Below are 26587 nucleotides of genomic sequence, written 5' to 3' on the forward strand. Positions count from 1 at the left end.
TCATGCCCGGCAATGCTCATAAAGTTTCGTTCTATCGTTCTTCCGTACGGAAACGGGATAATGTCTCCTTTAAGCCAGTCGAGACAGTCTGAAGCTTATCTGAAAGTCCGACAAGCCCTTCGCTGATATTCGTCTGTTCATTGCTGAGGGAGGCCACTTCCTCTGAAGTTGCAGATGATTCTTCGGCAACCGCGCTGACATTTCCCATTGCTTCCGACAATACAATCTGTGATCGATCCAATACCATAATCGATTCCGTGACGGAGCTGAGGCGGTCAACGAACTGTCCCATCTGGCTCTGAACCGTTAAGAAAATCTGATTCGTTTCTTTAACGGAACCAATCTGTTCCTGGAAGATCGGATAGGCATCGGAAAGCACGTTGACGGTCTCATCAATTTCTTTCTGGATGGTATCGGTGAATTGTCCAACCACATCAATGGATTGGCGGGATTGATCGGCAAGCTTGCGGATTTCGTCAGCCACCACCATAAAGCCTCTTCCTGCCGCCCCTGCACGAGCTGCCTCAATGGTTGCATTGAGGGACAGGATATTCGTCTGTTTGGATATATTGTTCAAGACGTCCAGAATCTTGCGAATCGATGACGTGCTTTCTTTGAGACGATCAACCTTCTCAACCATTGATCGGGTCATTTCTTCTGTTTGGCCCGTTTTCTCAATGAGACTGTTCATATAAACCGTCCCTTGGCGACTGGCATTCTCAACCTCAGCGGCAGAAGTGCCCATCTGTTGATTGGCATCCATGACTTCCTTCATCTGGTTGCTGATCTCGGTTGTCAGGTCGCTGCCTTTCTCCGCCTCCATCGCAAGGCTTGTGGCCCCATTGGCAATTTCCTCAGTCGCTACCGCAATTTCCTTGGCGGATACAGCCGTTTTCTTCGACGCATCGGTCAATTCGCTGGCAGTGCTGAGTACATCCTGCGCTGATTGCGTGGTTTGATTAACAAGCGTCGTGATTTGCGCCATCATTTGATTGAAGCTTTGTGATAATTGGCCGATTTCATCCTGTGACTTTACATTCGACCGTACAAATAAATTCCCGTTCTCGCCTTCATTCATCAAATTGCGGAGTCTGCCGAGCGGAATAGCTACCATACGGATGACCAGGAATCCGATACCAGCGGCAATAACAGCCGATATTGCGGCAATTATCCAGGTCCAGTTGCGGATTGCGGCTGCGTCTTTTACCAGTTCCTTCACAGGCACCGTACCAAGCAGCTTCCAATTCATCGTATCGAATTGATGATACATAGCCAAAACTTCATTCCCGTTCTTATCATCCACCTGCATCGATCCATCCGCTGCATTCTTCCCTTCCGTAGGAAGAACGACCAGAGAATCCTTCTCCAGCAGTTCCGGATCATCACTATAGATAATTTTGTTTGTACTGCTCACGATGGTAATTTCACTGTTGTCGCCGAGCTGCAAATCTTCCATCTGTTTGGTGATTTGTTTCAGGAATATCTCGACCACGACAATATAATTTCCTTGGTTGGTTACGGTATTTTTCAGCACTCGGCTAAGCGCAAACGAAGGCTCTGTCAAAGAGCCGCTGTACCCTTTCACTTTGGTTGGCAGCCATATAAGCTTGCCATCCCCGTCAACAATTTGCTGCATCCAATCCGACTTTTGAGCTTCTTCTGCATTAATCGAGCTTCCGCCAACCGTAATGCTTGTTTCTCCTGCCTTGATTGGAATGATTGATGCTCCTACAATCGTACTGTTGCCGATAACATAGGTTTGAATTGTATCGGTCAGTTTTTTCATGGCATCAAATTTCTCATAGGCTTCTTTTGAAGCGTCAAGCATCTGCAGGTTTTCCTGTACTGATTTGTCCAGCATAATTTGCATTGTCAAATCTTCATAGTTGCCGAACATAAGATCCAGTTTGCCCTTGGATTGAGAGAGTGCAACTGAGCTCGACTCGGATACCTTCTTCTTGATTATCGACTTCGACGTAGAATAAGAAAATAATCCGACAAACAGCACACATACCAGAATCGCACTGAAAATAATTAGAAACAGCTTGGTTCCCACTGACTTAAGCGGACTTGTAAATTGAAAGTTCTTCAAACTTTTTACAGACGAACTGTAAAGCGCCTTCGCATCCTTTTTCTTTTCTTCTGAGCCCGTGTTTGCTTTCTTGTCCTTGTTCGTCCATTTCATCGACCAGACACCACCTGATATAATGTTTGTTTGCAATTGTGCTCGTACGTCTGTGTTAATGAGTCGTTCGCTGCCATGGTTATATGTAAGAAAATACGAAAAAAATTAATTTGTGTGCTGAATCCTCCTAACGTCCCAAGCCTTTCCTCACAATCTGGCGGAAATCAATATCCTATATATCGGTAATAAAGGCCGTCATTGTTAGGCGAATCCATCAAAAATTCATAAAAAAACCTTTCCTGGTGAAAGCTCACCGGAAAGGCGCATGACTTTAGTCTTATGAAGGAACCTAACTTACACGTACCCGTTTACGCATCATATCCATCGGATTGACCGGATGCTCGGTCTTCATTACGATAGATTGCAGCGGATGGCGCGCCGCATCTAGCGTTGTTCCCGCTTCATCTGTAATCGGACCGACAATCTGCTTGAAAAAGGTGCCCTGCGGGCCAAAGAACTCCACTTCTTGTCCAGGCTTGAAATGATTGCGCTGCTGGACAACGGCAAGCCCTGTAGATGAATCGTAGGACAGAACAACGCCGGCAAAATCATACGGGGCCGCCTTTTCCTCCGGCTCATAAATATGATCCTCCGCACCAGGCGTGTCAAAGAAAAAACCGGTGTTGAGAGGACGGTTGGCCGCCTTGTTCAGATCATCCAGCCACTCTTGCTTCATTATATAATGCTCCGGGTCAGCCATATAGGAATCGATAGCCTGCCTGTAAGCATTAACGACCGTGGCGACATAGTGAACACTTTTCATCCGGCCTTCTATCTTGAAGCTGTCGATGCCCGCTTCAATTAAATCTGGAATGTCTGCCAGCATGCACAGATCCTTGGAGCCCATGGTAAATTTGTCTTCATCGGCACCAAACATCGGCTTGTCTTCCTCAAAAATATCATATTTCCAGCGGCAGGACTGGGAGCAGCCGCCCCTGTTGGAATCTCTGTCTGTAAAATGATTGGATAGCACGCAGCGGCCCGAGAATGAAGAGCACATGGCCCCATGGATGAAAGCCTCTATCTCAATATCCACATGAGCCTTGATCTGAGCGATTTCCTCCAGGCTTGTTTCACGGGCAAGCACCACGCGCGGCAGTCCCTCTTCTTTCCAAAATTGGACAGCCTGCCAATTCAGCGTAGATTGCTGGGTGCTCAGATGCACCTCCAGCTTGGGGGCTACTCGCTGTGCCGTTTCAATAATGACGGGATCGGCAGCAATGATGGCCGCAATTCCGGCTTTCTGAAGATTTTGAAGATAATCCTCCAAGCCTGCAATATCCTCATTGTGGGCATAAATATTTGTAGCTACGAATACCTTCGCTCCATAGCGTGCAGCAAATTCGACGCCTTCCTTCATTTCTTCAAAGCTGAAATTGCCGGCTCCCGACCGCAGACCATATTTCTGGCCGCCAATATATACGGCATCTGCTCCATAATGAACGGCAAATTTAAGCTTTTCCAAATTACCTGCCGGCGCCAGCAGCTCGGGTTTGGCGAGCCGATGACGTTTACCGGTTAAACTCGGCGATGTTACGGTCGTCACGGTGTCACCTCCTGAATAATCGTAATCGATTTATACTTTAATACACCTGTTCTTTATAGAAAAAGCCGTAAGACAGCTCGCGCACGGGATCTTGTACAGCCTTGATTGCATCAAGCCATTCCTCCTGAAAGGAATAGTCTGCCGGACTCTCAAAATATGCATCGATAGCGGCACGGTAGCTGCGTACTACGGTCTCGTTGTACTTGGCCGATTTAAGCAGTCCCTCAATTTTAAAACAGTCAATCCCGGCTTCCATGAGTTCATGCAGATTTTCAATCATGCAGATATCATCCGAGCTCATGATATGCGTCCCGTTCGCATCCTCATAAATGGGAAAGCGTTCGTCCGGCCGTTCGACCTCAATCAAATACAAACCATCCTCATACGTGCCATGCGCAGTTCCTTTCGGCATATCCCCATCCACTGCGCCGGCATTCGCCGATTGTCCCTGATGATCCAAATAATTCTGCACAAGCGGCCTCTTGGAATGATAAATATTCGTTAAACCATGAACCTGCACCTGCACCTGAAGCTTCGTGTTCGCCTTGGCTTCCAGCACCTGCTCCATATTCAGCTCGCGTGCAAGCACTACCCTTACAGCGCCGCGGCGTCCCCAATAATTAGCCGTCTCATAATTGGTAGAAGTCATTTCCGCATTCCAATGAAGCTTCAAGTGAGGAGCAGCCATGCGTGCAGCCATCAGGACAGCAGGGTCTCCGAATACAATGCCATCTACACCAGCAGCTGATAAAGCCTGAATATAGTCAGGCAGCGTTTCTACTGTCGCATTATCCATAACATTGTTAAGAGCCCCATAGACAGCAACTCCCTTGGGGTGCGCTATCCTGACCGCGTCGGCCATAGCCGCAGCATTGAATTCGCCCGGCAACCGCAGGCCATATCGGGATTCACCAAGCACAAATGCATCTGCGCCCGCTTCAATCAGCCGCTCCACCTCTTCCAATGAAGCGGCGACTGTGAGCAGCTCGGGTTTCGTTGTCATTGTTTACCCTCCCTGTTTCGCCGTCTCATTGCTTTTGGCTATATTTTGATTATGCTCTTTCAGGGTGCGGCCGAACAAATGCTCATGGCTGCCGTCTTTCTTGGTCACATAATAAAGATAATCCGTTTTCTCCGGCAGCAGGGCAGCCTCAATCGATTTGAGGCTTGGTGAAGCAATCGGACCTGGCGGCAGGCCTTTAATCCGGTACGTATTATAGGGACTGTCCACTTGGGTATCCTCTTCCAGCAGCCGCTCTTTGGGTGCAGGAAGGGAATATTGCACGGTAGCATCAATTTGCAGAGGCATGCCTTCGGCAATCCGGTTATAGATAATTCCAGCCACGATTGGCCGTTCTTTCTCCACCACAACCTCACGCTCAACCAGAGAAGCAATGGTCATCAGAGAATGAAAATCGATTTTACGCTCGGCAAGCGTCTCTTCCCAGTTCTCCGGAAGCGAATCCAGCTTGTGATCCAGCTCTCCCAGCATACGGGTAATGATCGCCTCTGCGTCGCTGCCTTTCTCCATCTCGTAAGTCTCTGGGAACAAGTACCCTTCCAGGCGATGCTTCATCTGCTTGCTGTCCTTAGGGATATCCCTCACAGCCTCAGCATCCCCCCAGGTCTGATCGGTATCAGCCAGCTTGAGGAACGCCTCCCGGTCCACATAGCCGTCTTTGCTTAAGGTATCGGCGATTTGCTCAATCGTAAAGCCCTCCGGGATGGTAAATCGGATCGTTTCCTTCTCCAATATCGCTCCCGCATTCAGGGCAGCAATAATCGCATCCTTGTCCATGCCGGGATTCAAGGCGTACACGCCAGCTTGAAACCGCGGGCCTTCATCCTTGAAACGCAGATAATATTTGAAAAGAAAGGCATTCCGAATAATTCCCTCTTCTTCGAGAGTATCGGCAAAATTAAACGGAGACATTCCTTTTTTGAGCTCGATCTGTTTGGCTTCACCTTTTGAGGCAGGGCGCAGGCCATTCCATATGTAGAATGCAATACTGGCTGTTATAACAATAATTAAGCCTAACAGTGTAAGTATGACCCATAGAGTTATTCGTCCACGTCTTGGTCCTGCTGGGCGATTATTATTGTTTACCGGCTTCTCACTCACCGGCTGCTGGTCTGATCGATCCAAGGATATATCCTCCATTATAATGAAATCGCGGAAAAGGACGGCCTTGCGCCGCCCCCATCCTTGAAGCATCAGAGACAGCTTCAGCTTCGGCTGATCATCCCTGATCTAATCTATGTGAAGAAATTTTACCATCTTCTTCTTATTATTTCAGTTATCATACACTGATAACCAATTGAGTTGGGCTAAGCTACGGCTGCTGATCCCCGTCAAACAACAAGTCGTCATAAGCTTCTGCAGCAGCTTCCCATTCCTCATCATCCTCGATGGACTCCAGTGACGGCTCTGAACCGCCAGTAAGAATTCGGAAGAATGCTACTTCATCCGACTTTCGCATGAGAGCGGATTGCAGACCCGCATAATCTGAACCGCCAACACGGAACTCAGCTACAATTCTCAGCGATTCTGTCTGTCCGTCCTCGCCGACCAACTCGACTTCCTGTCCGTAAACAGCCTTCAGGACGGAAATTCTCTCGACAGTGGACACCGATTATGCACACCTTTCTTCAGGAAAAAATAATTCTTAGCCTTCGCTCTCTTCGATTTCGGCAAGAAGTGTATTAAAGGTTTCTTCAACCATATTCCACTCTTCTTCGTCCTCGATCGTATACAGCTTCAGATCATCGCCTTCTTCTTCATAACGGAAAGCGTAAACCTCTTCAGCTTCTTCCGAATCCTCATCGGAATCTGCATTCAATGGCACAACCATCATATATTTCTGATCGGAACCGTCTACCTCAAACTTCATGACAACCTCGAATTCTTCCTCGTTGCCTTCTTCATCTGGAATGTAGATGATTTCCGGCTCTTCGTACTGCATGTCGTCCTTTGTCATCGTTACCCTCACCTTTTCGTTTTAGAATCGAGATAATTTTGCAAAATGAGCGCTGCCGCCATTTTGTCCACCACTAACTTTCGCTTCTTCCGGCTAACATCCGCTTCGAGCAAGGTTCTTTCTGCCGCGACGGTTGTCAGACGTTCGTCCCATAGGTGAACGGGTACATTTAGCTTTTGCTGCAATGTTTGTGCGAATGCGATGCAAATTTCGCCACGCGGACCGATGGTTCCATTCATGTTTTTCGGTAAACCGACCACAATTTCGCTTACTTCATGCTCACGGACCAGACTTTCAATCGCATTGATTTCACTATTGTCGCGACGCTTCTCGACAATACCGAGTCCTTGAGCAGTCCAGCCGAATGCGTCACTGACGGCAACTCCGATTCTGCGGTCGCCGTAATCCAATCCCATAAGACGCATACGCCAGATGACCTCTTTCATTGAAAATTACGTACGATGCTTGCTTAAATACGAGCGTACGAGTTCTTCAATAAGCTCGTCTCTTTCTTTTCGGCGAATTAGACTTCTGGCGTTGTTATGCCGCGGAATGTACGCGGGATCTCCGGACAACAGATAGCCGACAATCTGGTTGATCGGATTGTAATCCTTCTCCTGCAGAGCATCGTAAACAGACAGCAGTATCTCTTCTGAAGAAGTCTCGGGTCCCTCCGCCTTCACGTCGAATTTCATTGTCTTGTCCATGGAACTCATCGCCAGCACCTCACTTTCCAAGTCGCTTAAAAACGGTAATATAGCTAATCATATCACATTTCCCTGGGATAGAACCAGTTCTTGCGCAATTTGCAGCGCTTCTCCTAATTTAGACGGATCTTTGCCGCCGGCCTGGGCCATATCAGGGCGTCCGCCCCCGCCTCCGCCGCAAGCTGCCGCGGCCGCTTTAATGATTTTTCCGGCATTGTAGCCCTGTTTGACAAGCTCAGGAGATACCGCTGCCACCAGATTGACCTTGTCCTCTGAAACGGCTCCAAGAACGATCACGGCTTCGCCGAGCTTTGCTCTGAGCTCATCCACAATGCCGCGCAGCGCATCCATGGACGGCGCATTGACCTGACTCGTCAAAACCGTAACCCCGTTCACAGTCTTCGCCTGCGATTCCAGAGAGCCTGCTTCAATGCGGCCAAGCTTGCTTTGAAGCGATTCATTTTCCCGGCCAAGCTCCTTCACTTGCGCGTTCAATGCTTCAATCCGTCTTGGCACCTCATTCATATTCGATTTCAGTAATCCGGCAGATTGCTTGAGCAGATCCAGCTGGCTCTCTACATATAAATAGGCATGGCGGCCGGTAACCGCTTCGATCCGGCGTACACCTGAGCCGATTCCGCTTTCGCCCACCAGCTTGAACAGCCCAATCTGCGCCGTATTGGCAACATGACAGCCGCCGCATAGTTCAAGGCTGTATTCTCCGACGCGCACGACACGCACGACATCGCCATACTTCTCGCCGAAGAGTGCCATAGCTCCCATTGCCTTGGCTTCAGCCAGCGATTTATAATCGATCTGCAGCGGCGTTCCGATCCAGATTTGTTCATTAACACGGCGTTCAATATCGCTCAGTTCCTCGGCGCTGATGCTGCCGAAATGGGAGAAGTCAAAGCGCAGGCGCTCAGGCTCGACGAGAGATCCTGCCTGATTGACATGCTCGCCAAGAACATCTTTAAGCGCGCGGTGCAGCAAATGAGTTGCGGTATGATTCTTAACGGTCGCTTCACGCGTTTGTCTGCTGACAGCGGCTTGAACACGATCGCCGACACGCAGCGTTCCGCTTGTAACAAGGGCGTGATGAACCGGTTGTCCATGCGGCGCTTTGGTTACATCCTCGACAATCAGCGTAAAGTCGCTTCCTGTAATCATGCCATGGTCGCCGACCTGTCCTCCGCTCTCTGCATAGAAAGGCGTCTGGTCCAGCAGCACAAGAACGCGGCTGCCTTCACCAGCCTCGCTTACCGACTCCTGGCCGCTGACGATGGCAATCACCGTTGCCCCTTCGGCTGTCAGCTCATCATAGCCGATGAATTCCGATTTCTCGGTGAAATTCGCAAGCGGACCGCCCTGCACATTCATGCTGCCCGTATCCTGTCGCGCTGACCTCGCCCTGTCGCGCTGCGCTTCCATTGCTGTGTCGAAGCCTTCGCGATCTACCGTCATGCCCTGTTCTGACGCATAATCCTCGGTCAAATCAAACGGAAATCCGTAGGTATCATACAGCTTGAACGCATCCGGACCATTGATTTCCTTCTGGCCGGCCGTCATGGCCGTTCGTACGAGTTCATCCAGCAGCGCAAGACCATCCGACAGCGTTTCGTGGAAACGCTCCTCTTCCGTGCGGATGACCTTCTCGATGAATTCACGTTTCTCAACAACTTCGGGGTAGTAGACACCCATGATATCGCCTACTACTGCGACCAGTTCATGCAGGAAAGGCCGGTCTACGCCCAGCGATTTGCCATAGCGGACCGCACGGCGCAGCAAGCGGCGGATAATATAACCGCGTCCTTCATTTGACGGAAGAACGCCATCTCCTACGGCAAAAGCAACTGTACGGATGTGATCGGCAATAACCTTTAATGCGATATCATGCTCCACATTGGCCCCATAACGAACGGAATCGCCGGCAATCTGGCAGGTCTGATTGATAATCGGACGGAACAGATCCGTGTCAAAATTGGAATCCACATCCTGTAGGATCGATGCGAAGCGTTCCAGACCTGCGCCGGTATCGATGTTTTTGTTCGGGAGCGGCGTATAGCTGCCGTCTTTGTTATGGTTGAATTGTGAGAAAACAAGGTTCCACACTTCCAGGAAGCGCTCATTCTCCCCACCAGGCCAGCATTCGGGATCACTCAGATCACCGTATTTGTCCCCACGGTCATAGAAGATTTCTGTACAAGGGCCGCATGGTCCCTCGCCGATATCCCAGAAGTTCTCATCCAGCTTGTAGATCCGCTCTGCAGGCAGACCAATCTTCTCATTCCAGTAACGGAAGGCTTCCTCGTCTTCGGGATATACCGTTACCGACAAGCGATCCGGCTCAAAGCCAATCCACTCGGGGCTCGTCAGAAATTCCCAGGCCCAGGTTATAACCTCTTCCTTGAAATAATCGCCGATTGAGAAATTGCCCAGCATCTCAAAAAACGTATGATGCCGGCGCGTTTTGCCCACATTCTCGATATCATTGGTGCGGATGCATTTCTGGGAATTGGCGATTCTCGGATTATCCGGAATGACACGGCCGTCGAAATACGATTTAAGCGGGGCCATTCCGGCATTAATCCACAATAGGGAAGGATCGTTATGCGGTACGAGCGATGCGCTTGGTTCGATTTTATGGCCTTTGCTTTCGAAGAAAGCGAGCCATTTGGAACGGATCTCACTGGCTTTCATAAAGAATCAACCTCCATCATAAATTGAAAATAAAAAAAACGCCCCCTAAAAACAGGGACGAATCATTCGCGGTACCACCCTGGTTATTGCCACGAACACCAGCAGGGAAGAAATCTCTTCCGACCGGTAATCCCAATATGGGCAATCTCCTTAAGCGGGCGTTAACGGGCCCAACCGGTGAAGTTCTTTCACACTCCGAAACCAGCATTCAGCGGTTCTTCGCCAATAGAATTCTCTCAGCCGACACAGTATTGCTCTTCATGCAAGCAATCTGCGAAGAAATTCTTTCTCTGATTGGCGGGCTACAGCCTACTATAGTTTCATCCACGCTTTGGCAGTCATGCAATTGACTTATTTGCATTTAGTATAGCGACACAGCAGGCCTGCTGTCAAATGGTCTTTCGGCGCACATAATAGGCGAATATATGCTGAACGACGACCTTCAGGGCCGCAAAAATCGGCACCGCCAGAATCATCCCCACCATGCCCGCCAGTTCACCCCCAACCAGGAGGGCAAAAATAATCGACAATGGATGCATATGCAGCGTTCTGCCTACGACCTGGGGGGATACGACGTTGCTCTCAAGGATTTGGCAGGCGGTATTGACAATAACGACCATCAGCACCATTTTCATTGATATGGTGGATGCCATGACTAGCGCCGGCGCCGCGCCGAAGAACGGTCCGAGATAAGGAATAATATTCGTAATCGCCACCACGCTTGCAAGAAGCAGCGGATAGGGCATCCCGATGATCCAGTAACCGATATAGGCCAGAACGCCGACAATCAGACAAACGAGAAATTGCCCACGGATATAGCTGCCAAGCGCATTGTCAATATCCTTGATAAGTCTTACAGCATGGTTGCGGTGGGTTCTGGGCACATAAGTCAGCACCGTGCGCTCGAAGACATTGAAATCCTTCATAATATAAAAGGCCAGAAATGGGATAATGAATGCGATAAAGATGACATTGAGCATCGCCCCGATATTATTGACAAAATCAAAAATCGCATCGGATGACTGTTTTTCCAGCTTATACAACGAGTTATTGATCCCGCTGCGGATGCTTTCCGGCAGAAATGATGTATTGTTCAAATCATTTACCAGGCTCTGCGCACGCATCGTCAAATCCGGCATATGCTGATTAAGCTCCTGCAGCTGCTCCAGAAACATCGGGATCGCATTGATAAGCACTACCGTAAGCGAAGCACAGAACACAGCGTAAATCAGCAGCACCGCCATCGTTCTCGGCACTTTCCGTTCATTAAGTAAATTCACGATCGGATTCAACACGTACGAAACAATCATGGCAATGAGAAAAGGAGCCAGAACGGCTTTGAGAAATCCGTAGATGTGCACGATGATCGGCTTCACCAACAGGAGTAAATATAAAGAAATCAGCCCCAAAATCAGATATATGAGCCAAGCAAAAAAGCGGTTGTTAGTAAAGCGCTCCATACTCGTCCCCCCGCACGACCCTTAGGAACCTGTCCAGAATCGTTCTTCCGTACAGTATATGTACAAGGCAGGGAATTCATCCTTTGTAATTGTGGAGTTCCGTTTAATTCCAATCACCGCTTGGCGGGTTTAGCCAAAAAAGTCCACAAAAAAAAGACGGGCTTTCGGCCGCCTTTTTTTAAAAAACCTATAGAATTTATAATCGTTTCAACTCGCTGAGCCGCCATAGAACGTCTATCAGGCGTTTCTTCTTGCAGAACCTTATTAATTTGCATGAATCTGAGGAATTTCCTCTTCAAAAAACAAATCGTCGAGCGAGCTTAACGTGCCATCCTCTTCCACTTGAAAGACAGACATTTTATCGCCATTGACTGTCAATTCAATAAAGCATCCCCAACAGTAATACTGGTGGGATCCGATTTTCCCGATATCTTTCGAGTTGCAGTTTGGGCATCTCATGTTTCATTTCTCCCTATATCCGAATCAGAAGCGGCGACCGGCTCCATAAATGCCTCAATGCCGGCCGGAACGATAATCGCATTTTCCCCGAGCAGGACAAGATCAGCATCGCGCGGAGCGGGCAGCCACTTGCGGCCTTCCATCAAATCCGCTATAAACCCATCTGTCAACTCATAGCCTACTATTTGTGTACCCAGTAAATCCTCAAAATAAACATCCGATACCCGGCCAAGCTGCTCGCCGAGGTCCGTAACGATCGGCAAATCCTTCAAATGGACAAGCCCGGTGTGAAAAGTCCGCTGAACCTCAACGGTTTCCTTCTTGCGGACCGATGCCTCATTCATGACGAGAACGGCGTCACCGCCGCAGATCAGAACCTCACTCCAGCGCACGGTCTTCATGGCGGATAAGAACCGCCTCCCGGCATCGAGCACTATTCCATCAAGCTGCCAATGTTCGTTAAACCAGACGTCTTTTACATAGCCTACATGCTTGCCTTTGCTGACTTCAATAACAGGAAGTCCAATCATATGCTGTAATCGGATCAAAGGGTTTGGAGGCCTCCTAGGCATTAGTACGGATGCGGTTGTAAAAAGTTTCAACTTTTTTTGCCGCAATCTCAAGTTCCTCCAAAGTATTCCCCAAACCAAAGCTGAAACGCACGGCAGACGATAATCTCTCCGGCGGCAAAGCCATAGCTTCCAGCACATGAGACGGCTCGAGTGCTCCCGCTGTACAGGCTGAGCCGCTTGACGCTGCGATCCCCTCCAAATCCAGGTTCATCAGCATCGTCTCCGTATTCAAACCGATAAAGCTGACATTAATAATATGCGGTACTCTCAGCGTATCGTGGCCATTAATGATCAATCGCTCAGAGCCGACTATCCTGCGCATACTATCTATCCATTTATAACGAAGCTCGTCCATAAAAAGTTTCTTTTCCTGCCATGAATTCACAGAATGTTCAATCGATTTGGCGAAACCTACGATTCCGGCCACATTTTCGGTTCCTGCACGCCTTTTTCTTTCCTGCAAGCCGCCATATAGCAAAGGCATGATGGATGTCCGTTTGGAAACATACAAAGCCCCGACTCCCTGCGGTCCGTTAATCTTATGGGCAGAGAAGCTCATCAAGTCGACCGGCATACCCTTCAGATCGATCGGAAGCAAAGAAAGCGCCTGAACGGCGTCCACATGAAAGAGAACCCCTCGCGAATGGGCAATTTCGCCAATTTCCTCGATGGGCTGTACGGTTCCGGTTTCATTGTTGGCATACATCACACTAATAAGCGCTGTCTCTGCAGTGATCGCCTTCTCCACATCCAGGGGAGATACGCGGCCATCCGAATCGACCGGAAGGACGGTTAACTGAAATCCTTCCTTCACTAATGCTTCGCAGGTATGCAGCACCGCATGATGCTCCACTGCCGATGTAATGATATGTGTTTTTCCTTTAAGCTTGCCTGCTCTTGCCGCACCCGTGATAGCGGTATTGTCGCTCTCCGTGCCGCCGGAAGTAAAAACGAGCTCCGAAGGCTGGCAGCCCACCGCTGATGCAATAATATCCCGTGCATGATTGAGCCGCTGACGCGCCGCACGGCCAAAATGATGAATACTCGACGCGTTGCCGGGTTCACCCGTATAAACCTCCATCATGGCCTTGGCCACCTCAGGATGGAGAGGTGTTGTTGCTGCGTGATCCAAATAAATTAAAGCCATCGTTCCTTCACCCTTACCGGCCTTTCGGGCCTTGACATTATCCCGTCAAACCATGCTTTCATTCTTAGATATAAAACATGTATGAATCGATTTCACCATTCTCTTTATAGGAGATCAGGTCCGCAAGAGTGGTAGAATCCAGCACCTCAGCTATGCTGTCCCGGATGCGAAGCCACAGATCCCGCTTGGCAGGGTCGTCTTCTTCTGTAAAATCAACCGGAGAAATCGGCCCTTCCAGTATCCGGATCACATCGCCGGAAGTAATGGATTCCGGTTCCTTGGAGAGAATATAGCCGCCGTATGCGCCGCGGATGCTTTTGACAAGTCCCGCATTCCGCAGCGGCGCAATCAACTGCTCCAGGTAATGCTCCGATAAATTATTTCGCTCCGCAATGCTTTTCAGTGATGTGGGGCCTTCCCCGAATTTATTGGAAAGCTCCATCATAATGGTCAATCCGTAACGTCCTTTAGTTGAAATCTTCAACTTCGACACCTCTTCTTCATTTGAAATATATCTGTATTTTAGGTAGGTTGGTCTATACACTTCTAAATCATGGTATTCCCATAACATATATATGTTAACATACGAAATGCGCTTTAGGGGAAAAAAGCTTGACTACTTCATGAAAAACTTTATCAAATTATGCTACAATAAAGAAACTTATGAGCAAACCTTCTTATCAATATAACAGAATGTACCCGCTCATTGTAATAATCAAGGTGGTGAATCAAGGGTGAGTAACAGTCAAATTCGCGTAGTTGTCGGCATGTCCGGCGGTGTGGATTCATCCGTCACTGCCCTACTGCTCAAGCAGCAAGGCTATGATGTGATCGGCATATTCATGAAGAACTGGGATGATACAGACGAATTCGGCCACTGCACAGCAGAGGATGATGCCGAAGATGTAAGGCGCGTCTGCGATCAGATCGGTATTCCTTATTATACCGTCAATTTTGAACAAGCCTATCAGGATAAGGTATTTGCTTATTTTCTGGACGAATACAGGCGCGGACGCACGCCGAATCCGGATGTCATGTGCAACCGTGAAATCAAATTCGGTGAATTTCTTCAAAAAGCACTTGATCTGGGCGCCAATTATCTGGCAACGGGTCATTACGCACGGCTTGAACAGTTGGACAATGGAGAATCGCGCCTGCTGCGCGGTATCGATGGCAATAAAGATCAAACCTATTTCCTGCACGCATTGAGCCAGCAGCAGTTGGCTAAAGCGATGTTCCCAATCGGACATCTGCCCAAACCGGAAGTGAGAAGAATTGCGGAGGAGTTCGGGCTTGCAACGGCCAAGAAGAAGGACAGCACCGGTGTTTGTTTTATCGGGGAGCGCAACTTCAAGGAGTTTCTGAGCGGTTACCTGCCGGCCAAGCCCGGAATAATGGTAGATATCGAAAGCGGCGAAACGAAGGGCCGTCATGATGGCTTGATGTATTACACTTTGGGCCAGCGTCAGGGACTTGGCATCGGCGGCTCCGGAAACGGAGAACCCTGGTTTGTCGCAGCCAAGGATCTGAGCGAAAATATATTGTATGTCGTACAAGGAGACAAGCATTCCAGCTTGTACTCAAACTCGCTTACCGCCACAGGCATCAACTGGATCGCCAATGTGAAGCCGGAGAGCACTGTCCGCTGTACCGCCAAATTCCGTTACCGTCAGCCGGATCAAGGCGTCACCCTGACGCTGAGCAGTGACGGCTTGACCGGTGAAGTTGTATTTGACAGCCCGCAAAAAGCGATCACCCCCGGGCAGGCCGTCGTATTCTACGATGGCGATATCTGTCTGGGCGGCGGCACAATAGACCAGGTTCATCAGGATTAAGTCTTGAAGATGAGCTTAAAGCAGCCTCCTGCCATCCTCGGTTCGCAGAGTTTATGCTGTAAAGCCAAAAAAGGGATTGCCTCCATCATGATACATGACGGGGACAATCCCTTATTTTTTTATATTAACCGGTATCGACTTGAAGCTCCTGTACAGGATTAAACGCTTCTTCCGATCGTTTGCGAATTAAAATTCGCGATACACGTAAATGGTCTGTTTCTTCAATGATAAACTCATAGCCGTCGGGGTGATACACCATTTGATCGCGAGTCGGCGGTATCTCAATCTGTGCATACATCCATCCGCCTATCGTATCATAATCATCGCTTTCAATATCGATGCCGAAGTAGCTGTTGACTTCTTCAATCAGCATCATCCCACTTACGGAGTGGGAATATTCATCCTTGCGTTCAACATCCGGACGTTCCTCATCGAATTCATCCTGAATTTCCCCGACGATTTCCTCCATGATATCTTCCAGCGTTACAAGTCCCGATGTACCGCCATATTCGTCAATCAGGATGGCGATCTGTGTCTTTTTCTTCTGCATCAGCTTTAAGAGTGTACTGATCTGCATGGATTCGGGCACTGTTGTCATTGGGCGGGTAATCTGGCGAAGATCCGAAATGCCCGGAGCCGTCGTCACTTTCAGCATGTCTTTAATATGAACGAAACCGATAATATTATCTTTGTCACCATCACATACGGGATAGCGGGTATGCATCTCCTTGAGTGCGATCGCCTGATTGTCATCAAAGGAGAAATTGGCATACAAGCATACCATCTCGGTCCTGGGAATCATGATTTCTCTGGCATTCGTCTCGGCAAAATCAAATATGTTATCAACGAGTGCGAGCTCTGTATTATCAATAAGACCGGATTTGTGGCTTTCTTTCATCAAAATACGGATTTCTTCCTCCGTATGCGCCAAGGTGTGCTCGGAAGCAGGTTCAATACCGATCCGTGTCAGCATCCAGTTGGCAGTGCCATTTAAGAACCATATGAACGGGTACATAATTTTGCGGAATACGATGAGCGGCATGGCGGTCCACATCGTCACATCTTCCGACTTGCGAATCGCGATTGTTTTTGGAGCAAGCTCACCAAGCACGATATGCAAAAACGTGATGATGGAGAATGCAATTGCAAATGAAACCGTAGAGATTACCGTCTCATTGGAGCCCAGTTTAAGCATAATCGGCTCAATAAAGTGCTTGAGCGCCGGTTCTCCAATCCACCCGAGACCGAGCGAAGCGAGCGTAATGCCAAGCTGACAAGCGGACAAATACGCATCCAGATTGTTTGTCAACATCGAGGCAAAACGCGCACGGCGATTGCCGTCTTGTACGAGTGTGTCGATTCGGCTGCTTCTCACCTTCACCATTGCAAATTCGGCAGCTACGAAAAAACCATTCAAAAAGACAAGCAACAAAATCAAAACACCACTCCACAATATGGGTAACGGGTCACTATTCAACGATTCCCTGTCTGCCGCTTGTCGCTTGTAAGGAACGACGGTAGCAACGACAGGTGCACCTCCTTCTGGCCATGAAAATTATAATAAAAGTTTATAATCTAAGATTAGTCGAATGCTAACTTTACGTCAAACGTGGTGAATGCTGCATGTGGTCATTTTCGAGTCTATAGTAATGAATATTCGGTAAAGGTTGACCTTTATGCACATTTTACTTGCTCTTGCTTACTTTTATAAAGAAACTCGTCGTTTAACGCCCATTTCGACGCTCTTGATTCTGTCTGATTTTATCTTCCATTCCCTGCTGCGTAGCCTCGTAAAACGTTTTATTGCGGATTTTATCAGGCAGATACTGCTGTTTGACATAATGCCCGGGAAAATTATGCGGATATTGATAACCGACATGGCCAAGCTGCTCCGCACCGCTGTAATGGGCATCCCGCAGATGAAGCGGAACTTCTGCCGAGCCTGCCGTCTCGATGGCATTCATGACATTGCCGATGGCAACGGCCGCAGCATTCGATTTAGGACTCTCGACCGCGAAAAGAATGGCCTGCGCAATATTGTATTTTGCCTCCGGCCAGCCGATCTTGTGATAGGCATCCATAGCTGTAACCGCCTGCACCATAGCCTGCGGATTGGCAAGTCCGATATCTTCGCTGCAGGCGACAATAAGCCGCCTGATGAAGGTCATAGGGTCCATTCCAAGCTTCTCGACCGCATACAGGAACCAGAAGAGCGCCGCATCGCTTGAGCCCCTGACGCTTTTGTGGAAAGCCGAGAGCACATCGTACTGTGTGGATTCATCCGCTCTGATGGTCGGCATCCGGATCGATTCTTCCGCCACTTCAAGCGTAATCCGTACGGAACCATCCTGCTCCGAAGGCGTTGTTACGGCTGCGAGTTCGATGGCATTTAGCGCTCTTCGGATATCGCCCCCTGCCTTATTCGCAATATGCTGCAGCGCCTCTTCTTCTACATGCAGATCCATAAAGCCCAGGCCCTTCTCCTTGTCAGCCAGCGCCCGCCGCATCGCTTCAAGCGCATCCTCACGGGTCAGTGCCTCCAGCTGAAACAAGGTAGATCTCGACAAAAGCGCTCCGTTCACATAATGAAACGGATTTTCCGTCGTTGCTCCTATAAATACAATGACACCCTGCTCGACAGCCGGCAGCAAGGCATCCTGCCTGGAGGAATTGAAGCGGTGCACCTCGTCCAAAAACAAAATGGTTTTACGCCCATACATGGACTTGTTCAGCCTGGCTTCCTCTATAACTGCACGAACATCCTTGACCGTAGCATCCACTGCATTCAGCTTGACAAACTCCCCTTGTGTTCTCCGGGAGATAATATGGGCTAGCGTGGTTTTGCCGCAGCCCGGCGGTCCATACAGCAGAATCGAGGATACCTTATCCGCCTCGATTGCCCGCCGAAGCAGCTTGCCCCGGCCGACTATCTGTTCCTGTCCGATATATTCGTCGATGGTTTGCGGTCGCATCCTGTCTGCCAACAGCTTGGCTTTGGAGGAATCCGCCGTTTCCTGATAATTGAATAAATCCATTCATAACACTACCTTTGCAAGATTCGCCCCTGGAATCATCTATGTCTGTATAATACTGTCATCATACCATACAAGCACAAATGTTCGCTACCCGGCAGGCATCTCTCTAAGTCAATCTGACAGGGCTGCGCTGAAGTCAGATTCTTTCCTTGGATGAAACAAAACAGCTCTCCGTGATGGAGCCCTGCCCTGTAAAAGGGGGCCAGCATCAACGGAGAACTGCCGTTTGCTTTAACATTTACGATATCCGGCTCTTATCCACGAAAAGTCTGGACGAGCAGGTAAATATTCAATACCGCGATCACGACCGCCACAACCCATGCCAGAATTTTGAGCCACAGCGGATTGGCGAACTCCCCCATCTTCAGCTTGTCGCTTGTGAACTTAACAAGCGGAATGACAGCGAATGATAATTGTAGCGACAGGATAACCTGACTCAGGATCAGAAGATCCATCGTTCCTTCTTCACCGTACAGCATGGTGACGATAACGGCCGGAATGATGGCGATCAGCCTCGTGATCAGGCGCCTCAGCCAAGCTTTGAGGCGAATATTCAGAAAGCCTTCCATCACGATCTGACCGGCCAGCGTTCCCGTCAGCGTCGAGTTCTGACCTGCCGCCAGAAGCGCTACTCCGAACAAGACGCTTGCGGCGGTCGTACCCAGAAGCGGAGCCAGCATATGGTAGGCATCATCAATCTCTGCGATGCCGGTATTACCCGAAGTGTGAAAGGTCGCCGAAGCAACGATCAGGATAGCCGCATTGATGAACAGTGCGAAAAACAAGGCTATCGTCGAATCCCAGGTCGAATATTTGATGGCTTGACGTTTACCCAGCGTCGTTTGTTCAAACTGGCGCGTCTGGACGATGGAAGAATGCAGATACAGGTTATGCGGCATGACTGTCGCGCCTAGAATCCCAATGGCGATGTACAGCATTTTCGGATCGGTAATAATTTCACTGCTTGGGATGAAGCCTTTCAGTACGCCGCCGATTTCGGGTTTTGATAGAAATAATTCAACCAGGAAACAGCCCCCTATAGTAACGATCAGCGTAATGACTAGAGCTTCTATATATCGGAAACCTTTATTTTGCAGCAAAAGAATAAGCAGAACATCAACGACCGTAATCATAATGCCGACGATCAATGGAATACCGAACAGCAGGTTGAGCGCGATCGCAGAACCGATAACTTCAGCCAAGTCGCATGCGGCAATAGCCAGCTCACACAGAACCCACAGCATCATCGCAACCGGTTTACTGTAATGATCTTTACAGGCTTGAGCCAAATCCCTGCCCGTAACAATTCCAAGCTTCCCGGCAAGCGCCTGCAGTAAAATCGCCATGAGATTGGATAATAAAATAACCGATAACAGCGTGTATCCAAACATGGAGCCGCCTGCTATATCCGTTGCCCAGTTGCCAGGGTCCATATATCCGACAGCCACCAGGTAGCCGGGACCCGCAAAGGCAAGAAATTTACGAAACCATGATCCATTCTTCGGTATTTTCATGGAACGGTATACTTCCGGAAGCGATGACGAAACCCGTTCATTCCGCCAGCCTGTTTCTTTTACAACGGGTGCTGATTCATTCATCTTGCCCTCACCTCTCGATGTCATCCAATATCTACTCCCTACATGTATGCCAATGCTTTTGGATTGTTTCCTCATTTCATTGTACACCCACAAAAAAGTTTGTCAAAGGCAACTTTTGTTGATATGCACAAAAAAAACCGCATCAATGTCATCATATCTCATGATTTCACTGAAACGGTTCTTTATTCGCGGTATTTGATTATTCCTGCTTGTCCACTGCCGGAGTATCCTGTGAAGGGGCAGCGCTGATCCTTTTCTTTGCCGGACGCTTGCCGGAACTCTTGGGCTTGGGCTTTACCGGTGAACGGAAGCGCATAGCGGTCCAGGTATCATCAAGCGAAACTAACGATACCCCTTCCCAGCCTGCCGATTTCAGCACATTCCAGCCGCGGTCGCGGTTAAGATCCGTTTTGATCTTGGACGTGCCTTTTGGATAACAGATCCAGACCATGCCGTCATCTTTGGCCGCCTCCATGACAATAGGTGCATGCTCATTCAAATCGGCAATACTGGGTGCAAACAATAGTACAAAATCGTAAGAGCCGGCCAGCTTGGGATCATAATCGACCGATTCCCCGCTGACGCTCAGCTCCTCCAAATAATCAGGAGAAGGCGGCTCCAGAATCAAAGTTCGCATATCCAGAGAAAGACGTAATTTATTCACTAAGGCTGCGTTCACGGTGTTTGTCCTCCTGATTGTAGCAAATCTTTAACAACGACACTAACCATGATAAGACCCGCCACCGGAGGAACAAATGCATTGCTGGCCGGCGGCTGCTGAGCCTTGCGAATTTCCGGCGCATTATCGGGCACGATCCGCTGCGTAACATCCTCACGCGGCTTCTGCGGCGCCTCTGTCGAGAACACGACCTTTACGCCTTTTTTGATCCCGTCCTTGCGCAGCTTCGTGCGAACGACGCGGGCTATGGGATCCATGGACGTTTTGGAAATGTCCGCCACCTGGAACTTCGTCGGATCCATTTTGTTGGCGGCGCCCATGCTTGAAATAATCGGAATTTTACGTTCCAGACATTGCTTGATGAGATGGATTTTATACGAAATGGTGTCGGACGCGTCGACCACATAATCCAGCTCATATTCGAACAGCTTCTCATAGGTCTCTTCGGTATAAAACATCCTGAGCGAAATCGCATCGCAATCCGGATTGATCAGCTTGATCCGCTCCCGCATGAGATCGGCCTTGGGCTGGCCCACTGTAGTTGTGAGCGCATGAATTTGCCGGTTGATGTTCGTGATATCCACAACATCCTTGTCAATCAGGATAATACGGCCCACACCGGTTCGGGCCAGCGCCTCTGCGGCAATGGAGCCTACTCCCCCAATGCCAAGTACGGCGACAGTGCTCCGCTTCATGATCTCAAGGCCCTCAGGGCCGATAGCAAGCTCCGTACGCGAAAATTGATGTAGCATATGGTACAGCACCTCCTAAAAGTCCTGCATAAGCAAGGACAGCCTCTCGGTACGACACTTCTGTCTTATAGGCATGCATTCCCGCCGGATAACCCGGGGGAACGCTCCAGCCGTACCGGGATCGATCCGTCCTTGTTTACACGAGGTCTATGTTAAATGGGCAGCTTTCTCGCAAGTCTACTCAGCTGGCGTTCCGGCAGCGGCTGCTGCGGCTTCCGTCTGTTTTACCGGCTTGGGAAGCGTGCGAATATGAAGCTGCTGCAGCTGTGACAAATCGACCTCGGATGGGGCATCGACCATCAGATCGGTTGCGCTTGCCGTTTTTGGAAAAGCTATCGTCTCGCGCAGATTGGTACGGCCGGAAAGCAGCATCACCAGACGGTCGAAGCCAAAAGCGATTCCTCCGTGCGGCGGCGTTCCATAATCAAATGCATCCAGCAGGAAGCCGAACTTCTCATGCGCTTCTTCGGAAGAGAAGCCAAGCGCCTTGAACATTAGCTCCTGTACCTCGCGTTTGTAAATACGCATGGAGCCCCCGCCCACTTCATACCCATTGAGCACCAGATCGTACGCTTGCGCGCGGATCTGACCCGGATCCGTCTCGAACAAAGCCAGATCCTCCTCGTTCGGACGGGTGAACGGATGATGTTCGGCCACGAAACGTTTGGAATCTTCATCCCAGCCAAGCAGCGGGAAATCCACAACCCAAGCGAATTTGAAGGCCGACTCATCAATCAGGCCCAGATCCTTGCCGATCTTCAGGCGCAAATTGCCAAGCACATCGGCGACCACTTTCTTCTTATCGGCCGAGAACAGCAGCAAGTCGCCTTCTTCCACGCCAAGACGCTCGGTAAGCGAAGCGATTTCCTCCGGCTTGAAAAATTTCACGATCGGTCCACGCCATTCACCTTCCTTGACCGTTACCCAAGCCAGGCCTTTGCCGCCGTAACGCGATGCAAACGGCTGGAGGTCATCCAGCTCCTTGCGGCTCCAGCTGGCACAGCCCTTGGCATTGAGCGCCTTCACAACGCCGCCGCTTGCCGCTACGCTTGCGAATACTTTAACATCGCTGGTGCTCACGATATCCGTGATATCTTCCATCTCCAGGCCGAAACGCAGGTCAGGCTTATCCGAGCCGTATTTGTTCATGGCATCGGCATAGGTAATTTGCTGGAAAGGGGCTTGAATGTCGACCTGTACGGTTTCCTTAAGCAGCCGGACAACCAGCTTCTCCATCAGCTCAAGCAGCTGCTCCTGCGACAGGAAGGAGGTCTCGATGTCCACCTGCGTAAATTCAGGCTGACGGTCGGCGCGCAGATCCTCATCGCGGAAGCAGCGGGCGATCTGATAATAACGCTCAAGTCCGCTGACCATCAGAAGTTGCTTGAAGATTTGAGGCGACTGCGGGAGCGCGAAGAATTCGCCGGCATGTACGCGGCTTGGCACCAGATAATCACGCGCGCCTTCCGGCGTGCTTTTGGTCAAGATCGGCGTTTCCACATCGATAAAGCCTTCTCCATCCAGGAAGTCGCGGAATATTTTGGCCGCTTTGGAGCGAAGCTGAAGCGTTCTTTGCATTTCCGGACGGCGAAGATCCAGATAGCGGTATTTCAAACGGACCGATTCATCCACTTCCACGCCATCCTCAATCGGGAATGGAGGCGTTTTGGCCGCGTTCATAATTTCGATTTCCGTGACGCGGATTTCAATTTCACCTGTTGCAATGTTCGCGTTGACCGTTTCCGCATCGCGTTCGACTACCTGACCTTTGACAGCCAGTACATATTCATTGCGCGCGCGGTCTGCAACAGCCAGCGCATCTCCGGAGAAATCCGGGTTGAAGACGATTTGCACAATGCCTGTACGGTCGCGAAGATCAATGAACAACACGCCGCCGAGGTCGCGCCGGCGCTGTACCCAGCCGTTCAATGTAACGGTCTGGCCTACTTCCGTTTTCGTTAACAAGCCGCAAGAATGAGTTTTCAACATCATGATTAGAGTCGACTCCTTTTAAGGTGTGTTCGTATTTTTGGCCATACACAAATCCGGATCCTACATTGAGAAATCACTGTCGTTATCCCAGAATTTCATCGGCCAGCCGGTCAAGCGGAACGAAGCGCTGCTCGCCGCTTGTCATATCCTTCAGAGCAATCTCGCCCTTGGCCAGCTCGTCATCGCCCAGTATCGCGGTGTAGCGTACGTGCAGGCGGTCCGCTGATTTCATCTGGGCCTTCATTTTCCGCCCCTGATAGTCCCGTTCTGCCGCAATGCCGCGCAGGCGCAGCTGCTGCAGCACCTTCGTCAGCTCGCGTTCTGCCGCTTCGCCGAGCGCAACCAGGTAGACATCGACCCCGTTCAAATTCTCAAGCTCCACATTCTGCGCTTCAAGCAAAATCACTGCGCGTTCCAAACCAAGTCCAAGTCCGACACCCGGCTGATCAGGACCGCCGATATCGGCAACCAGTCCATTATAGCGGCCGCCGCCGCCTATGGTATCGATAGCGCCGATGCCTGCAGCCTTGTATTCGAAGGCGGTGAGCGTGTAATAATCAAGACCGCGCACAAGCCGGGAATTGATTGTGAACGGGATATCCATATCAGTCAGGCTGCGCTGCAAGGCCTCAAAATGCGTCCTGCTCTCCTCATCCAGACTGTCCAGAATGGACGGGGCGCCTTCAAAAAGATGCTGATCCTCCTTGCAGTCCAGCACACGCAGCGGATTGCGGTCGATCCGGGCCTGGCAATCCTTGCACAGCAGCTCGCGAATCGGATTCAGGAAGCCGAGCAGCTCACCGCGAAATGCCGCACGAACAGCAGGCGTTCCAACGGAGTTGATTTCCACGGTCACTCCGCTAAGGCCAATTTCCTTATAGAACATATAGCCCAGCGCAATGACTTCCGCATCGAGAGCGGGGTCAACCGAGCCAAGCGCTTCTACGCCGAACTGGTGAAACTGGCGGTAGCGGCCTGCCTGCTGGCGTTCATAGCGGAACATCGGGCCGATGTAATACAGCTTCGTCAAATCCGGTTCCCCATACAGCTTGTTCTCGACAAAAGCCCGTACTGCGCCTGCGGTACCTTCCGGGCGGAGCGTGATGCTGCGGTTGCCGCGGTCCGTGAATGTGTACATCTCTTTCTCTACGATATCCGTCGCTTCTCCCACGCCCCGTTGAAATAATTCCGTCGCTTCGATAATCGGTGTACGGATTTCCCGAAAATTAAACCGTCGGCAAATATCGCGTGCTTTGCTCTCTACAAATTGCCATCTCTCTACAGAACCAGGCAGAAAATCCTGCGTTCCAGGCGGCTTCTGAAATCCCATCGTTAACCCCTCCTTCTTATAATGGCCCTTCCTTCGCAAATACCAATTCATTTGCATCTGATGGGGAAAACCCGGCTGCACCGGCTTCCGGGCAGATAGCCCTCTTCCCCTTGTACCTTATTGGACTAGATACGTGTGTGATGATTCTACGCTCTATAAGGCCAAAAAAGCTCCCGCCCCTGCCTTATCAAGATAAGGCAAAAGGGACGAGAGCTGCGATAAACGAAGCTTCCGTGGTACCACCCACATTTCGAATCCAGACCGCCAGCAAGCACGGCATTGATTCGCTTTACCCGGTTAACGCCCGATTACGCAGATCGGCTAATGTGCAACGGAACTGATGCAGTCCGTTAGCGGTTCACCGATTGTCCTCCGGGAAGTCTGTTCGTTCATGCACGCCGAGGATTCTTGCAGCCAAGGAATCCCTCTCTGAATTGGTGCGGGTTGAACGACGCGGTCCCATCACTGGATCGACACAATATAACAATCATTGTAGCGATGGGAATGGGGGCTGTCAAGGGGGATGTCCCCAAATCCCCCGGAGGGGGACCCCAAAGGGGTCCGGCCCTCTGGACTCCCGGCAGAATAACGTTGGCGATACTACCAAGCGGGTTAGCTGCTGCGAGGTCGCCTCGTTTTTCGTCCCTTGCGGGACCTGCAGCCGCCCCCTAAATCCCCCGGAGGGGGACCCCAAAGGGTTCCGGCCCTCTGGACACCCGGCCGAATAACGTTGGCGATGCTGACAAGCGGGTTAGCTGCTGCGAGGTCGCCTCGTTTTTCGTCCCTTGCGGGACCCACTTTTACTTTTTCTGCGCCGGAAACCAGGTGTCCCTTCGGGACTGGAATAACGTTTGGGGAACAGAGGGCGCATCAGCACGACTATTATGGTTTTTAGTTTCGTCCCTGACGGGACCTGTTGCTGCCCCCTAAATCCCCGGAGGGGGACCCCAAAGGGTTCCGGCCCTCTGGACTCCCGGCCGAATAACGTTGGCGATGCTGACAAGCGGGTTAGCTGCTGCGAGGTCGCCTCGTTTTTCGTCCCTTGCGGGACCCACTTTTACTTTTTCTGTGCTCGGGGAGCCTGGTGTTCCTTTGGGACTGGAATAACGTTTGAGGAACAGAGGGCGCATCAGCACGACTATTATGGTTTTTAGTTTCGTCCCTGACGGGACCTGTTGATGCCCCCCTAAATCCCCCAGAGAGGGACCCCAAAGGGTTCCGGCCCTCTGGACACCCGGCAGAATAACGTTGGCGATCCTGACAAGCGGGTTAGCTGCTGAGAGGTCGCCTCGTTTTTCGTCCCTGACGGGACCCACTTTTACTTTTTCTGCGCTCGGGGCACCTGGTGTTCCTTCGGAACTGGAATAACGTTTGGGGAACAGAGTGCGCATCAGCACGACTATTATGGTTTTTAGTTTCGTCCCTCACGGGACCTGTTGATGCCCCCCTAAATCCCCCGGAGGGGGACCCCAAAGGGGTCCGGCCCTCTGGACACCCGGCCGAATAACGTTGGCGATCCTGACAAGCGGGTTAGCTGCTGAGAGGTCGCCTCGTTTTTCGTCCCTGACGGGACCCACTTTTACTTTTTCTGCGCTCGGGGCACCTGGTGTTC

The 26587-nt window shown here is 50.3% G+C and carries 22 protein-coding genes; 1 reads left to right on the forward strand and 21 read right to left on the reverse strand.

What is annotated here, in order from left to right; genetic code table 11:
- Positions 1-31: 31 nt before the first annotated feature.
- The 14 genes from AC0YOA_RS05530 to cymR form a co-directional block, all read right to left on the reverse strand.
- The gene (locus AC0YOA_RS05530) at positions 32-2185 is read right to left on the reverse strand and encodes a methyl-accepting chemotaxis protein (protein WP_475785756.1); all 2154 of its coding nucleotides are present in this window, start codon (positions 2183-2185) and stop codon (positions 32-34) included.
- A 289-nt stretch (positions 2186-2474) separates the two neighbouring features.
- Positions 2475-3731: a peptidase U32 family protein gene (locus tag AC0YOA_RS05535; RefSeq protein ID WP_475785757.1), complete on the reverse strand. Its 1257-nt coding sequence runs from the start codon at positions 3729-3731 to the stop codon at positions 2475-2477.
- Positions 3732-3768: 37 nt separating this feature from the next.
- Positions 3769-4734 carry a peptidase U32 family protein gene (locus AC0YOA_RS05540; protein ID WP_475785758.1) on the reverse strand — a complete coding sequence of 322 codons (966 nt, stop codon included), beginning with the start codon at positions 4732-4734 and terminating at the stop codon, positions 3769-3771.
- Between the two features lie 3 nt (positions 4735-4737).
- A complete protein-coding gene (mltG, locus tag AC0YOA_RS05545) occupies positions 4738-5877 on the reverse strand; it encodes an endolytic transglycosylase MltG (protein ID WP_475785759.1) in 1140 nt (379 codons plus the stop codon).
- Positions 5878-6064: 187 nt separating this feature from the next.
- On the reverse strand, positions 6065-6361 hold the full coding sequence (locus AC0YOA_RS05550) for a DUF1292 domain-containing protein (protein WP_210045702.1): 297 nt from the start codon (positions 6359-6361) through the stop codon (positions 6065-6067).
- 36 nt (positions 6362-6397) lie between these two features.
- Positions 6398-6709 (reverse strand): DUF1292 domain-containing protein, encoded by a 312-nt coding sequence (locus tag AC0YOA_RS05555; protein ID WP_210045701.1) that lies wholly within the window; start codon positions 6707-6709, stop codon positions 6398-6400.
- Positions 6710-6717: 8 nt separating this feature from the next.
- A complete protein-coding gene (ruvX, locus tag AC0YOA_RS05560) occupies positions 6718-7134 on the reverse strand; it encodes a Holliday junction resolvase RuvX (protein WP_475765301.1) in 417 nt (138 codons plus the stop codon).
- Between the two features lie 27 nt (positions 7135-7161).
- A complete protein-coding gene (locus tag AC0YOA_RS05565) occupies positions 7162-7425 on the reverse strand; it encodes an IreB family regulatory phosphoprotein (protein WP_210045699.1) in 264 nt (87 codons plus the stop codon).
- Between the two features lie 48 nt (positions 7426-7473).
- Positions 7474-10116 (reverse strand): alanine--tRNA ligase, encoded by a 2643-nt coding sequence (gene alaS / locus AC0YOA_RS05570; protein WP_475785760.1) that lies wholly within the window; start codon positions 10114-10116, stop codon positions 7474-7476.
- Between the two features lie 389 nt (positions 10117-10505).
- Complete coding sequence (locus AC0YOA_RS05575; protein ID WP_475785761.1) at positions 10506-11576, reverse strand: AI-2E family transporter; 1071 nt, start codon at positions 11574-11576, stop codon at positions 10506-10508.
- A gap of 264 nt (positions 11577-11840) precedes the next feature.
- Positions 11841-12035, reverse strand: a complete 195-nt coding sequence (locus tag AC0YOA_RS05580; protein ID WP_210045696.1) for a hypothetical protein — start codon at positions 12033-12035, stop codon at positions 11841-11843.
- Positions 12032-12583 carry a PRC-barrel domain-containing protein gene (locus AC0YOA_RS05585; protein WP_210045695.1) on the reverse strand — a complete coding sequence of 184 codons (552 nt, stop codon included), beginning with the start codon at positions 12581-12583 and terminating at the stop codon, positions 12032-12034. The genes AC0YOA_RS05580 and AC0YOA_RS05585 overlap by 4 nt, the downstream gene beginning before the upstream one ends.
- 16 nt (positions 12584-12599) lie before the next feature.
- On the reverse strand, positions 12600-13754 hold the full coding sequence (locus tag AC0YOA_RS05590) for a cysteine desulfurase family protein (RefSeq protein ID WP_475785762.1): 1155 nt from the start codon (positions 13752-13754) through the stop codon (positions 12600-12602).
- A gap of 64 nt (positions 13755-13818) precedes the next feature.
- Positions 13819-14238: a cysteine metabolism transcriptional regulator CymR gene (gene cymR / locus AC0YOA_RS05595; RefSeq protein WP_210045693.1), complete on the reverse strand. Its 420-nt coding sequence runs from the start codon at positions 14236-14238 to the stop codon at positions 13819-13821.
- A gap of 250 nt (positions 14239-14488) precedes the next feature.
- On the opposite strand from cymR, the gene mnmA reads away from it, so the two are divergent.
- The gene (gene mnmA / locus AC0YOA_RS05600) at positions 14489-15589 is read left to right on the forward strand and encodes a tRNA 2-thiouridine(34) synthase MnmA (RefSeq protein ID WP_475785763.1); all 1101 of its coding nucleotides are present in this window, start codon (positions 14489-14491) and stop codon (positions 15587-15589) included.
- Between the two features lie 124 nt (positions 15590-15713).
- Here mnmA and AC0YOA_RS05605 read toward each other — a convergent pair whose 3' ends face one another.
- The 7 genes from AC0YOA_RS05605 to hisS all read right to left on the reverse strand — a co-directional run bounded on the left by AC0YOA_RS05605 (position 15714) and on the right by hisS (position 24975).
- On the reverse strand, positions 15714-17066 hold the full coding sequence (locus AC0YOA_RS05605) for a hemolysin family protein (RefSeq protein ID WP_475785764.1): 1353 nt from the start codon (positions 17064-17066) through the stop codon (positions 15714-15716).
- A gap of 247 nt (positions 17067-17313) precedes the next feature.
- Positions 17314-18624, reverse strand: a complete 1311-nt coding sequence (locus tag AC0YOA_RS05610; protein ID WP_475785765.1) for a replication-associated recombination protein A — start codon at positions 18622-18624, stop codon at positions 17314-17316.
- Positions 18625-18878: 254 nt separating this feature from the next.
- Complete coding sequence (locus AC0YOA_RS05615; RefSeq protein ID WP_475785813.1) at positions 18879-20222, reverse strand: Nramp family divalent metal transporter; 1344 nt, start codon at positions 20220-20222, stop codon at positions 18879-18881.
- A 199-nt stretch (positions 20223-20421) separates the two neighbouring features.
- Positions 20422-20901, reverse strand: coding sequence for a hypothetical protein (locus tag AC0YOA_RS05620; protein WP_475785766.1), 480 nt, complete (start codon positions 20899-20901; stop codon positions 20422-20424).
- On the reverse strand, positions 20898-21653 hold the full coding sequence (locus AC0YOA_RS05625) for a tRNA threonylcarbamoyladenosine dehydratase (protein WP_210045688.1): 756 nt from the start codon (positions 21651-21653) through the stop codon (positions 20898-20900). The genes AC0YOA_RS05620 and AC0YOA_RS05625 overlap by 4 nt, the downstream gene beginning before the upstream one ends.
- A 177-nt stretch (positions 21654-21830) precedes the next feature.
- Positions 21831-23645 carry an aspartate--tRNA ligase gene (gene aspS, locus AC0YOA_RS05630; protein ID WP_475785767.1) on the reverse strand — a complete coding sequence of 605 codons (1815 nt, stop codon included), beginning with the start codon at positions 23643-23645 and terminating at the stop codon, positions 21831-21833.
- 82 nt (positions 23646-23727) lie between these two features.
- Positions 23728-24975 carry a histidine--tRNA ligase gene (gene hisS, locus AC0YOA_RS05635; RefSeq protein ID WP_475785768.1) on the reverse strand — a complete coding sequence of 416 codons (1248 nt, stop codon included), beginning with the start codon at positions 24973-24975 and terminating at the stop codon, positions 23728-23730.
- Positions 24976-26587: the final 1612 nt, after the last annotated feature.

It is taken from the genome of Paenibacillus sp. JT22N12 (assembly GCF_056269365.1).